General features: G+C 60.9%; 13 protein-coding genes and 1 pseudogene. 7 read left to right on the top strand and 7 right to left on the bottom strand.

Going from position 1 to position 11,121, the window contains the following annotated elements; genetic code table 11:
* Window positions 1–188 precede the first annotated feature (188 nt).
* A complete protein-coding gene (locus tag PQR40_RS33530; protein WP_408241898.1) occupies window positions 189–380 on the bottom strand; it encodes a hypothetical protein in 192 nt (63 codons plus the stop codon).
* A 439-nt stretch (window positions 381–819) separates the two neighbouring features.
* Here PQR40_RS33530 and PQR40_RS33535 point away from each other — a divergent pair.
* Both PQR40_RS33535 and PQR40_RS33540 read left to right on the top strand, forming a co-directional pair.
* Window positions 820–978: pseudogene (locus tag PQR40_RS33535) on the top strand (F0F1 ATP synthase subunit beta); the annotation flags it as partial.
* Between the two features lie 139 nt (window positions 979–1,117).
* Window positions 1,118–1,672, top strand: a complete 555-nt coding sequence (locus PQR40_RS33540) for a histidine phosphatase family protein (protein WP_408241900.1) — start codon at window positions 1,118–1,120, stop codon at window positions 1,670–1,672.
* A gap of 287 nt (window positions 1,673–1,959) precedes the next feature.
* Here the strand turns inward: PQR40_RS33540 and PQR40_RS33545 are convergent, their stop codons facing one another.
* The 3 genes from PQR40_RS33545 to PQR40_RS33555 form a co-directional block, all read right to left on the bottom strand.
* Window positions 1,960–2,667: a glutathione binding-like protein gene (locus tag PQR40_RS33545; protein ID WP_408241902.1), complete on the bottom strand. Its 708-nt coding sequence runs from the start codon at window positions 2,665–2,667 to the stop codon at window positions 1,960–1,962.
* A gap of 261 nt (window positions 2,668–2,928) precedes the next feature.
* Window positions 2,929–3,150 (bottom strand): hypothetical protein, encoded by a 222-nt coding sequence (locus tag PQR40_RS33550; protein WP_408241904.1) that lies wholly within the window; start codon window positions 3,148–3,150, stop codon window positions 2,929–2,931.
* A gap of 292 nt (window positions 3,151–3,442) precedes the next feature.
* Window positions 3,443–3,634, bottom strand: a complete 192-nt coding sequence (locus PQR40_RS33555; RefSeq protein WP_408241906.1) for a CsbD family protein — start codon at window positions 3,632–3,634, stop codon at window positions 3,443–3,445.
* 186 nt (window positions 3,635–3,820) lie between these two features.
* On the opposite strand from PQR40_RS33555, the gene PQR40_RS33560 reads away from it, so the two are divergent.
* The 5 genes from PQR40_RS33560 to PQR40_RS33580 all read left to right on the top strand — a co-directional run bounded on the left by PQR40_RS33560 (window position 3,821) and on the right by PQR40_RS33580 (window position 8,450).
* The gene (locus tag PQR40_RS33560) at window positions 3,821–4,147 is read left to right on the top strand and encodes a hypothetical protein (protein WP_408241908.1); all 327 of its coding nucleotides are present in this window, start codon (window positions 3,821–3,823) and stop codon (window positions 4,145–4,147) included.
* A gap of 271 nt (window positions 4,148–4,418) precedes the next feature.
* Window positions 4,419–5,702, top strand: coding sequence for a DNA (cytosine-5-)-methyltransferase (gene dcm / locus PQR40_RS33565; RefSeq protein ID WP_408241910.1), 1,284 nt, complete (start codon window positions 4,419–4,421; stop codon window positions 5,700–5,702).
* A gap of 30 nt (window positions 5,703–5,732) precedes the next feature.
* Complete coding sequence (locus PQR40_RS33570) at window positions 5,733–6,179, top strand: very short patch repair endonuclease (protein ID WP_408241912.1); 447 nt, start codon at window positions 5,733–5,735, stop codon at window positions 6,177–6,179.
* A gap of 174 nt (window positions 6,180–6,353) precedes the next feature.
* A complete protein-coding gene (locus PQR40_RS33575; protein WP_408241914.1) occupies window positions 6,354–6,857 on the top strand; it encodes a YbhB/YbcL family Raf kinase inhibitor-like protein in 504 nt (167 codons plus the stop codon).
* Window positions 6,858–6,995: 138 nt separating this feature from the next.
* On the top strand, window positions 6,996–8,450 hold the full coding sequence (locus tag PQR40_RS33580; protein ID WP_408241916.1) for an MFS transporter: 1,455 nt from the start codon (window positions 6,996–6,998) through the stop codon (window positions 8,448–8,450).
* A 165-nt stretch (window positions 8,451–8,615) separates the two neighbouring features.
* Here the strand turns inward: PQR40_RS33580 and otsA are convergent, their stop codons facing one another.
* The 3 genes from otsA to PQR40_RS33595 all read right to left on the bottom strand — a co-directional run bounded on the left by otsA (window position 8,616) and on the right by PQR40_RS33595 (window position 10,863).
* A complete protein-coding gene (gene otsA / locus PQR40_RS33585; protein ID WP_325046765.1) occupies window positions 8,616–10,043 on the bottom strand; it encodes an alpha,alpha-trehalose-phosphate synthase (UDP-forming) in 1,428 nt (475 codons plus the stop codon).
* Window positions 10,044–10,254: 211 nt separating this feature from the next.
* Window positions 10,255–10,467: a hypothetical protein gene (locus tag PQR40_RS33590; RefSeq protein WP_408241918.1), complete on the bottom strand. Its 213-nt coding sequence runs from the start codon at window positions 10,465–10,467 to the stop codon at window positions 10,255–10,257.
* Window positions 10,468–10,620: 153 nt separating this feature from the next.
* Window positions 10,621–10,863, bottom strand: a complete 243-nt coding sequence (locus PQR40_RS33595; RefSeq protein ID WP_408241920.1) for a hypothetical protein — start codon at window positions 10,861–10,863, stop codon at window positions 10,621–10,623.
* Window positions 10,864–11,121: the final 258 nt, after the last annotated feature.

Here is an 11,121-nt window from a genome sequence, read left to right on the forward strand (position 1 = left end):
CAGGACCATCGCAACGTCAAGTTCCGAACGAACGCGATGCGCGGTTTCAACATCAGGAACGCGGCAACCACCGTTGCACCAGAAACCCACCGCTTACCCCTATTCTGGTCACCACCCGGGCAGCCTTCCACGCAGCCTTTTAGCTCGAGGTGACTTCTGAGAATATTCATAACGTGCTCGACTATGCGTCAGACACCCGATACGGCTTCGCGGGCAGCTACGGCACTTCGATATACGCGGGCGGCCGCTTGTTGCTTGACGGTTGTCGAATTGAGATCTACCTCTGTCTTTGCCAATTCATAGGCATTCCTGGCTAGTGCATACGCGCTAGCCGACTCACGTTGAAGTTCGGCAACCTTGGCGCGATCGATGTTGTCCATGCTCATCCTCCATCAGATAGAAGATCCCGGTACTTTTTCGATTCACCGATAATGCTTTGGAGTATTGAATCCCATAAAAGGCTGTCCAGGCGTACGAAATAGTACGAGCAGCAGTATGGTAAAAGTCGTGAGCTAGTGATCAGCGGCACCGGCAAACTGGCACCAGAAAAATGAATATTCCGCCGGCTCCATGCGAATCTGCACGCCTCATATCATGCCGCAAATCGTTTGACCGTACAGCACGAAATCGAAGCGCCATGCCGCGCCATTGGCGGCATATCACCGATACATATCATCGGCAAAGCAGAGGGTCCTTATCGGGGTGATCTCCCTATGGATTTTGTGAAGCGATCCGGCATTGCTTTCCACCAATTACAAATCCCGCACCAATTACAGTCGTGAGCCGTTTGCGGACAACACTGAACGCGAGCCGATAGCTATGGTCGAAGGCGAGATCGTACAGTGCATTGGTGCCGTGATCGACGTGGAATTTCCGCTCGCTAGCGTGCCGAAGATTTACGACGTGTTGACTGTCGATGGCTCGGAACTGACACTTGAAGCCCAGCAGCAACCAGGCGACGACGTGGGCAAGACCGTCGACATGATGGAACTGCTCAACATCATCGCGATTCCGGATATGGACGAACTGGCGCCGGAAGACAAGTTCGCCGTGGCGCGCGCTCGTAAGATCCAGCGTTTCCTGTCGCAGCCGTTTCACGTCGCACCATGGAGGCAACATGGCACCTGATCGAATCATGTTTATCCGGCACGCGGAGAAGCCAACCGCCAACGAGGGTATCGGAATCGAAGCGGACGGTAAGGCCGACGACGAAAGCCTCGCGGTTCGCGGCTGGCAGCGTGCCGGCGCGTTGGCGCGATTCTTCTGTCCGATTCACGAGACGCATTCCGCGCGACTGAGGCCGGCCGCCGTGTTCGCACCGGGCAACGGTCCAGCCAGCAAGAGCAAGCGAGCGATGCAAACAGTTGCGCCTCTCGTTGCGTTGCTGCGAGAAACATCGCAGGTGAACTACGTCACGGCGTACCTGAAGGACGACGGGCCAGCGCTAATGGGGGACGTGTTGACCCAATCCGGCGTCGTGCTGATTGCATGGGAGCACAAAGTGCTGCCGTCGCTATTCGGACACGTACCTGGTGCTCCCGCGGTTCCTGCGACGTGGCCGGAAGACCGGTTCGACATAGTCTGGATACTCGATCGCGCGCCGGGCGGATGGTCATTCTCGCAACTTCCGCAATTGCTGCTCGCCGGCGATACCGCTGAGCCGATCAGGTAGACCTTCCGGAAACGGTGAGATCAGTCCGCGGCACTACGCGGTTTCGCCGTGCTGGTCTCGCTCAACTCGCGCAGTGCGTCATCCACGGTCTCCAGCAGCACAAAGCGCAACAGCCTTTGCATTGAACGCCGCTGAGTGCGTCCGCCGGATTCCGCTTCGTCATCTTCTGGTCTCCGACAAGCGGGGCTTCTATCTGGCCTTTCCGGTGATGACGTGATTCCTGTCAGGGGACCAGCCCAAATGACGTACAGCCGAAGACGATCAACATCCCCGGCCGCACCCATCAATCACGAAGGCCGCTTCGGAATCTCCAATCCCCTTGCCACCGCCGGACGCGCGACGAACGCCGCCAGCACCCGCTTCACATTCGGAAAGTCGTCAATCCCGACCAGGTCCCCTGCTTCGTAGAAGCCGATCAGATTACGCACCCACGGGAAGCTCGCAATATCGGCGATCGAATACGTATCGCCCAGGATCCAGTCGCGCCCTTCGAGTTGCTGTTCCAGCACTCCGAGCAGCCGCTTCGATTCCGCGACATAACGATCGCGCGGGCGTTTGTCTTCGTATTCCTTGCCGGCGAACTTGTGGAAGAAACCAAGCTGGCCGAACATCGGACCGATGCCGCCCATCTGGAACATCACCCACTGGATCGCTTCATAACGGCCAGCGGCATCCTGCGGAATGAATTTGCCGGCCTTGTCCGCCAGGTAAATCAGAATCGCGCCGGATTCGAACAGCGGCAGCGGTTTACCGTCAGGACCGTTGGGATCGATGATCGCCGGAATCTTGTTGTTCGGATTCAGCGACAGAAACTCCGAGGACATCTGATCGTTTGTATCGAAGCGCACGAGATGCGGCTCATAGGGCAGGCCGGTCTCTTCGAGCATGATCGACACCTTCACGCCATTGGGCGTCGGCAGCGAATACAGCTGAATCCGGTCCGGATGCTCGGCTGGCCATTTCTTCGTGATCGGGAAGGCGGAGAGATCGGTCATGGTGATGGTGTAACCCTTGTGCGAGAGCTGCGGCTAAAAATGGAAATCGGAAATCAGCGATCGGCCAGAAGACCGAAAAGAAGATCCGACCACGCGACCGCCAAATATAAACCGACTCAGCACAACGCGTGCGAACTCGCCACAACGCGAGCCGCCTCAAATACCCCAACCAACGCGAACGTGCTCACGCGACGTTCGTCCCCCGCATAATCGCCCGAACGTCGAATCGCTCGAGCGAACAAACGCATCAGGCACCAAGGCTCACCACAAATCCTTGGTCGCCGTACCGGCGCGCAGGTTATATCCCTCGCGCCACAAAGCCGCGCCGACCGTCAGCAGCAGCGTCTTCTGCTCGCCGTCGAGTAGCTCCCACGTTGCCGCCAGCCAACTGGCGAAACTCGCACACGTGGTTTCGAGGTCGACGGGCGCTTTGCCCTCCAGATACTGCCGTTCGAACATCGAAAGCACTTTTTCGGGTGTCATGGGCGCCTCCTCGTTGTTGGATGCGCCAAGTCTAAAGGCGGCACACGGCGCGCGAAACGTCTGCGGTGCCGAACCCGGGTTACTCCCAGGCGAAATCGGCATGCCAACTGGAGCCCGGCAGCCGGGCCCCGGCACATGAAGCCCAATATCTGAATCCCGCTACCCAAAGGCCTGCATCCGACGCCCGGCAATTGAAGCGCGGCGAGAACGGAAACCCGGCGACTGAAGCCTCGAAGAAAACAAAAAAAGGCGCCGAAGCGCCTTTCCCCGTCAAGCAAAACCGAGAGCCCAATTACGGCGCGTTGCGCTTTGCATTGTCCTTGGCGTCTTCCTTAGCGTCGCCATAAGCCTTTTGCACTTTGCCGGCCCCTTGCTGAAGGTCGCCTTTAAGCTCCTGACCCGGGTTGTTGGTGACTTTGCCGGCGACTTCGTTGACCTTGCCCTTGATCTGCTCGCCCACGCCCTTCACCTGGTCCTTGTTCATATTCGGCTCCGATATCTGGAATGCCAGCGCGACATTACGCCAGTATCCCTATTCAGCAACGGGTGTGCCCGCGCCGGCCGCCAACCCAGCCAATCCTTTTCGCCCGACAAACACGATCGCGAAAAATATTTCAAAAAACCCCTAAAGTCCCGCCGCGGCCAGCCGTAAAGGTGCCAAGGAGGGGCTATGGAACGCACGCTCATTACAATGCCGGGGTCATCGCAGGCGACGCTGGCCGATCAGGACATCGCGCATATCAGGCGCGTGATGCGGCCGTCTTTACACGGCGATCTGGGCGGTCCGATTCTGCCTGCCACTTACTGGCGCAAGCGTCTGTGCCAGTTGCTCGACACCGGCAATCTGTCCCACGCGCAACTGCGCTCGGTGGACAGCCTCCTGCTGCAACTCGACCAGTTCGAGGCCGAACCCCAGCCCGTATGGGATCCGTTAGTCCCGGCAACCACTGTCCCGTTCCAGCCGCTCTCCCCCACGACGGCCGGCCGCCATATCTGACACGCTGCAAGCCTTGATGGCCGGCCATTCGCGCCGGCCAGTCCGACTTTTCCTGCTTAAAAAAAGGCCGCGAACCATGTCGCGGCCCGAACACGTCGCAACGCGGGGAATTCGCGTCACGTCGTAAGCCTACATGTCCAACTGTGACAGCCGCATTTAGGCGAAAGCAGTCTTTGAGTGACAGGAAATTTTCTGCTCGCGGCCGGTGAAAATAGGAAAAAGGGACGACCTTAGGTCATAATGTCCGCAAAAATTCCCAGCAAGGACATTCGTGACCCTCGCCGCACCGCTCGACCTCCTCAAACAGGCCCGTGCCCGCTTCACACAACGCGAAATCGCAGCGCACGTCGGCAAGGACATCAAGACGGTGCGTCGCTGGGAAAAAGGCGAAACGCCGTGCCCGTCCATGCTCGAACCGGCCTTGCGCGACCTGCTGCATAAAAGCGGCCGGACGAAGGCCGGCGCGAATACGAGCGACGCCCAGTTCCGCTTCGTCGATCTGTTTGCTGGCATCGGCGGCATTCGCATGGGTTTCGAGGCGCACGGCGGCGACTGCGTCTTCACGAGCGAGTGGAATGATTTCTCCAACAAGACTTATCGCGAGAATTACCCTGCCGGCGGCGAACACGCGCTGATTGGCGACATCGTCTCGTTTCCCGCCGAAGAGGTGCCGAGCCACGACGTACTGCTTGGCGGTTTTCCGTGCCAGCCGTTCTCGATTGCCGGCGTCAGCAAGAAAAACGCGCTGGGGCGTCCGCACGGCTTTGAGTGCACGACGCAGGGCACGCTGTTTTTCGACGTCGCGCGGATCATCGCGGCAAAGCGCCCCGCCGCGTTCCTGCTGGAAAACGTGAAGAATCTGCTCTCGCACGATAAAGGCCGCACCTTCGACGTGATCTTGCAGACCCTGCGCGACGAACTCGGCTACGAAGTGCACTACCGCGTGGTCGACGGCCAGCATTTCACGCCGCAACACCGGGAGCGCATCATCATCGTCGGCTTTCGCGGCAAGACGTCGTTCTCCTGGGACGATCTGCGGCTGCCGGAAAGCGGCCCGCGCCTTGGCTCGATCCTGCATCGCACGGACGGCAGCGAACCGGTGCTGCCGTGGGACCATGATCGCTTCTTCGACCACGCCGGCAAACGCGTGCAACCGAAGTACACGCTCACCCCGAATCTCTGGACCTATCTGCAAAACTACGCGGCGAAGCATCGCGCGGCGGGCAATGGCTTCGGCTTCGGCATGGCGTATCCCGACAGCGTCACGCGCACACTCTCTGCGCGCTATCACAAGGACGGGTCGGAGATCCTGGTCTATCAGGGGGAGCAGTTGCGGCCGCGGCGCCTCACGCCGCGTGAATGCGCCCGGCTGATGGGCTTTCCCGATACCTTCAGGATTCCGGTCAGCGACACGCAGGCTTACCGGCAATTCGGCAACAGCGTCGTCATGCCGGTGATGCGGGAAGTGGCGCGCATCATGCTGCCGCATGTGCAAGCCCTGCTTGCCGAGGAGACGCACAATGGTTCCAGGCAAGCCCTTTCGCTCTATTCCTGAGTGGCCTGACCGGTCACCCAGACGCTAACGATGGTCGATATCGTCGACACCGCGACGCGTAGCCGGATGATGTCCGGCATTCGTGGCCGCAATACGAAACCGGAAATCCTGATCCGCAGCCTGCTGCACGGCCAGGGCTTTCGTTTCCGTTTAGACGCACGCGATCTGCCGGGCCGCCCGGACATCGTGCTGCCGCGCTATCGCGCTGTTGTTCTGGTGCACGGCTGTTTCTGGCACGGCCACGACTGTCATCTCTTCAAATGGCCACAAACGCGGCCCGAGTTCTGGCGCGACAAGATCGGCCGCAATCGCAGCAATGACGACAAGGTTCAGGCGGCGTTGCTGGCGAGCGGCTGGCGCGTCGGGGTGGTGTGGGAATGCGCTTTGCGTGGTGCGAATCGCGATATCGAAGGCGTGTTGCAGCGGCTCGTCGAGTGGTTGAAGAGCGACGCGCCGCGCTTCGAGGAGCGCGGCTGAAAGCTGCTTGTAGTCTGCCCGGTTCGAACGAATCCCGAACCCGCTGGTGATACACTCGATTGGCTAGCTCGGGGTATTTTTTTGCGGGCTGAACCTGCAGAAATTGGGCAGCAAGCCGGCAGCAAAGAAACACGCCCCGACCATCCCAGAACTATTCACGAAGGGAGGCACACAATGGCTGATTTCCGTCTCTGGTCCGACGATTTTCCCGCCAATGGCTTTATGCCGAAAGCTCACGAATACCACGACAAGGCTTTCGGCGTGGACGGCGAGAACATCTCGCCCGCGCTGCAGTGGGACGCACCGCCGGCCGACACCCAAAGCTTCGCACTCACCGTTCACGATCCGGACGCACCCACGGGCAGCGGCTTCTGGCACTGGGTCGTGGTCAATATTCCGGCCGACGCCCGCTCACTGCCGCGCAACGCCGGCAAGGCCGACGGCGCGCTGCTGCCGCAAGGCGCGCTGCAGGTGCGCAACGACTACGGCACGGTCGGCTTCGGTGGCGCCGCGCCGCCGCGCGGCGACAAGACGCACCGGTATATCTTCCGCCTGCATGCGCTGAAGGTGCCGCATCTGCCGATCAACGCGGATACCACCAATGCGGTCGCACGCTTCATGACGCATCTGAACGAACTCGACTCGACCACCCATACCGGTCTGTACGAACTCAAATAGCGCGTGAGACGCGATGCCGGTGCGCCGTCGCGGCACCGGCATCGTCGCTGCGTGCTGTCCTGACTTTTCAGGGCGGTACGCAGCGCGCGTGACTCATCGCAGGAGCGATGAGCCGCCCCACTCCAAATCAAAAGAACGATGCACGCACAACCATCGCGCGAAGACGATTCGATGCCGTCCGACGCCGCCTCAGCTACCCCACTCGCCTCCGGCACACCGTTCGCGGATAGCACCGAACAAGGTTTGCCGATTCCGCAACGCTACTGGGCAATGCTGGTTATCGCACTCGCCCTCACGCTGGCGGTGCTCGATAGCGCGATCGCCAACGTGGCGCTGCCGACCATCGCGCGCAATCTCCATGCGAGCGCAGCCGGCTCGATCTGGGTTGTCAACGCTTACCAACTAGCCGTCACCATTTCGCTGCTGCCGCTTGCGTCGCTTGGCGACCGCATCGGCTACCGGCGCATCTATCTGGCCGGACTGATCCTGTTCACGGTGGCGTCGTTCGGTTGCGCGTTGTCCACCTCACTGCCGACGCTCGCGCTCGCCCGCGTGTTTCAGGGCTTCGGCGCGGCAGGCGTCATGAGCGTGAACACCGCGCTGGTGCGCATGATCTATCCGCCCGCGCAACTCGGGCGCGGCGTCGCAATCAACGCGATGGTCGTTGCAGTATCGTCCGCGGTCGGGCCGACGGTCGCCTCCGGCGTGCTCGCCGTCGCCTCGTGGCCGTGGCTGTTTGCGATCAATGTGCCGATCGGGATCGCCGCGATTATCGGCGCCTTCAAGGCGCTGCCAATGAATCCCGGCCACGAGTCTCCGTACGACTATCTGAGCGCGGTAATGAACGCGTTCGTGTTCGGCCTGCTGATTTTCGCCGTCGACGGCCTCGGTCACGGCGAGCACGTCGGCTGGGTTATCGCCGAGGCACTCGGCGCGGTTGTGATTGGCTACTTCTTCGTGCGCCGTCAGTTGACCCAACCCGCGCCTCTACTGCCGATCGATTTGCTGAGGATTCCAGTGTTCGCCCTGTCGATCGGCACCTCGGTCTGTTCGTTCTGCGCGCAGATGCTGGCCTTCGTGTCGTTGCCGTTTCTGTTGCAGGACACGCTCGGTTTCTCGCAGGTAGACACCGGTTTGCTGATGACGCCGTGGCCGGCGGTGATCATCATCGCCGCGCCGATTGCCGGCGTACTGTCGGACAAGGTGTCGTCTGGCTGGCTAGGCGGCGTCGGGCTCGTTGCGATGACGGCAGGCCTGCTGCTGCTCGCCACGCTCGGCGCGCATCCCGAGCCCATGCAGATCGCGTGGCGCATGGCACTATGCGGCGCGGGCTTCGGGATCTTCCAGTCGCCGAACAATCGGACCATGCTGTCCGCCGCACCGCGTGAGCGCAGCGGCGGCGCGAGCGGCATGCTCGGCACTGCTCGCCTGACCGGGCAAACGCTCGGCGCCGCGTTGGTCGCGCTGATCTTCGGCATCGCACCGCAGAATGGGCCGACTATCGTGCTGTATGTGGCCGCGTGCTTTTCAGCGGTCGCCGCGGTGGTCAGCACGCTGCGAGTGATGCAACGCGTGAGCGTGCAAGCCGCGTGAACGTATTGCCGGCTTGACTATCTCATCCGCTTGAAGCCGGATACAACAAGGGCGCGAAACGCATGCTGCGGTCCGCGCCCTTTTTAATGCTTCAGCCTTACTCAAACAGTTCGACGTGACCAACACACGCGGTCCTGGACGGAATCCGCGCGGCCGCTCATGCGGCTACGACGATGCCGTCACGTCAGCGAGCTTTACCGCTTTGGCCGTCACCGAAGAGGCGGTCGCGACATTACGCAGATCGCCCAGGAACGTATCGCGCCAGACCGACAGATTGTTCTCGCGCATGGGTGCCATCATGTCCGCGTGACGCGCCTGACGCTCGGCGAGCGGCATCGAAAGTGCGCGCTCCAGCGCCTCGGCCATCTGCGACAGATCGAACGGGTTGACGACTAGCGCTCCCGGCAATTGCTCGGCCGCACCGGCAAATTGCGACAACACGAGTACGCCCGGATCGGCCGGATCCTGCGATGCGACGTACTCCTTCGCGACCAGGTTCATCCCGTCGCGCAGCGGCGTCACATAGCCGACCTGCGATTGACGGAACAGCGCCATCAGCAGATTGCGTTCGTACTTGCGGTTCAGGTACTGGATCGGCGTCCAGTCAAGTTGCGCGAAACGGCCGTTGATGCGGCCGGCTTCGCCCTCCAGCGTCTGACGAATGCGCTGATACGTCTGCACATCCGCGCGCGTCGGCGGCGCGATCTGCACCAGCGACACGCGTCCGTGCCACCCCGGGGCATTCAGCAGCAGGCGTTCGAACGCCTGAAAACGCTCCACCAAACCCTTCGAATAGTCGAGCCGGTCGACGCTCATGATCAGCTTGCGGCCGCGCATGCCGTCACGCAGGCTGCGCACCGGCTTGCGGTCGGTGAATTGCTCGGCGGCCTTGGCGATCGCGTCCGGATAGATGCCGATCGGGTACGCACCCACTTTCAGGAAGCGGTTGTAGGCGTGCATCATGCCGTCTTCGCTCGAGGTGCCATGCTGCCCGCGCTCGATAAAATCGACGAACGACTGGCGGTCCGCGTCGGTCTGGAAACCGACCACGTCGTAGCTGCACATCGCCTTGACCAATTCATCGTGCGGCGGAATCGTACGGAGTACTTCTGGAACCGGAAACGGAATATGCAGGAAGAAGCCAATTGGATTCTTCACCCCGAGTTCACGAAGGCAGCGCGCGAACGGCAGCAGGTGATAGTCGTGCACCCAGATGATGTCATCGGGTTTGAGCAGCTCCTTGAGCTGCTTGGCGAGCGTCGCGTTAACGCGCTGATAGCCCGCGTATTCCTGCCGGTCATAGCGCGACAGGTCATTGCGATAGTGAAACGTCGGCCACAGTGTCGCGTTCGAAAAGCCGCGATAGTACTGGTCATAGTCGCGCTTGGTGAGGCCCACCGTCGCGTACGTCACATTGCCCTGCTTTTCGATCACCGGAGCGGACGGCTCGCTCACCGTTTCACCGCTCCAGCCGAACCAGACTCCGCCGGTTTCCTTCAACGCGTCCAGCACGCCAATCGCCAGGCCACCTGCTGCGGGGCGGCCTTCCTGGGTCGGCGCCACACGATTCGATACCACGATCAGTCTGCTCATTGGTGCTCCACCTAGTCAGTTGTTTCGTTGCATACGGATATGTGCCAAAGAGGTGCATGCAAGTCGCGTGCCGTTTTTTTGAGATGCTAGAAATAAAAATGTATGCAAATGTGACGAACGAGCAGAAACGCGCGATCCCGAAGCACCGCGAGGAAATTTTTTCTGCTTTGTATGACGAAACCGGAACCTGCTTATCCGCCGTCAGGCGGATTCAAGCGTCCTGCTCTGAGCCGAGATCGCGCTGATACTCCAGCCCTTCCGGACGCACGCCGCCCTGGTTGTGCTCGCCGTCTGGCGGCGCATTGGGCGCGACGCGGTTCTGCGCTGCCGGGTCCGGCGACTCGACCGGGTCGCCATTGCCGCTGGCCGGCCGGGAGTCGCGCTTCGTGTGGCGCGCGGAACGTCGCAGTGCTGGATGTCTCATGATCGATGCCTCCGGGGGAAGCCTGCCGCCATCGACGGCGGCACCCATACAGTCTAGGGGTCACGACGGTAAATTGCCGGTAAAAGATGCGCCAGCTTTGTAACAAGTACATAAATTAGCTGCTCTGAACTGTGGTCTAACGCACAGAACGAGTCAGAGTTGCATTAGTGACACCTGCGACGGCGGACGAGGACTGGCTTGTGGCGTTTGGGTGGGCTGCGGCGGCGGATCGCCGATTGGCGGAGCAACCGGCTCGATCGGGTCCGGAGTCGGACTGGGACTCGGAATCGTGTCGGGTTCGTCGGGATCCGTTTGTGGCGATGGTGGCTCGATCGGCTCGGGGCGGTGAGCGTGCTTCTGATGGGGGAGCGCGGCAGCGGTGGCGTATTCCGGCATGTTGGTTGTCCTCGGTTTTGCATTCCCATGGGGTGTCGCAAGGCCTATGCCGGATAGGGCCGCAAGCTGCGGGGGTTTTGCCTTTGGCGGTGAGGGTGATTTGATTGCCTACGGCGTTGGTCTTTACCTGTTTTTTGCCTGCTCGGCGCTTCTTTGTCTGTTGGCTTGTGGCGTTGGCCTTTCCTTGTTTTGTTAGTGGTCTATTAGCGTTGCCCCTGTGCGGGGCAGGCACTTACTTCTCTTTGCCGCCGCAAAGAG

The organism is Paraburkholderia sediminicola, from assembly GCF_046026855.1.
GTDB classification, from domain to species: Bacteria; Pseudomonadota; Gammaproteobacteria; order Burkholderiales; family Burkholderiaceae; genus Paraburkholderia; species Paraburkholderia sediminicola_A.

Excerpts from the sequence above, each read along its gene's own strand:
- PQR40_RS33530 (WP_408241898.1), bottom strand. The coding sequence starts at position 380 with ATGGACAACATCGATCGCGCCAAGGTTGCCGAACTTCAACGTGAGTCG.
- PQR40_RS33540 (WP_408241900.1), top strand. The coding sequence starts at position 1,118 with ATGGCACCTGATCGAATCATGTTTATCCGGCACGCGGAGAAGCCAACC.
- PQR40_RS33545 (WP_408241902.1), bottom strand. The coding sequence starts at position 2,667 with ATGACCGATCTCTCCGCCTTCCCGATCACGAAGAAATGGCCAGCCGAG.
- PQR40_RS33550 (WP_408241904.1), bottom strand. The coding sequence starts at position 3,150 with ATGACACCCGAAAAAGTGCTTTCGATGTTCGAACGGCAGTATCTGGAG.
- PQR40_RS33555 (WP_408241906.1), bottom strand. The coding sequence starts at position 3,634 with ATGAACAAGGACCAGGTGAAGGGCGTGGGCGAGCAGATCAAGGGCAAG.
- PQR40_RS33560 (WP_408241908.1), top strand. The coding sequence starts at position 3,821 with ATGGAACGCACGCTCATTACAATGCCGGGGTCATCGCAGGCGACGCTG.
- PQR40_RS33570 (WP_408241912.1), top strand. The coding sequence starts at position 5,733 with ATGGTCGATATCGTCGACACCGCGACGCGTAGCCGGATGATGTCCGGC.
- PQR40_RS33575 (WP_408241914.1), top strand. The coding sequence starts at position 6,354 with ATGGCTGATTTCCGTCTCTGGTCCGACGATTTTCCCGCCAATGGCTTT.
- PQR40_RS33580 (WP_408241916.1), top strand. The coding sequence starts at position 6,996 with ATGCACGCACAACCATCGCGCGAAGACGATTCGATGCCGTCCGACGCC.
- otsA (WP_325046765.1), bottom strand. The coding sequence starts at position 10,043 with ATGAGCAGACTGATCGTGGTATCGAATCGTGTGGCGCCGACCCAGGAA.
- PQR40_RS33590 (WP_408241918.1), bottom strand. The coding sequence starts at position 10,467 with ATGAGACATCCAGCACTGCGACGTTCCGCGCGCCACACGAAGCGCGAC.
- PQR40_RS33595 (WP_408241920.1), bottom strand. The coding sequence starts at position 10,863 with ATGCCGGAATACGCCACCGCTGCCGCGCTCCCCCATCAGAAGCACGCT.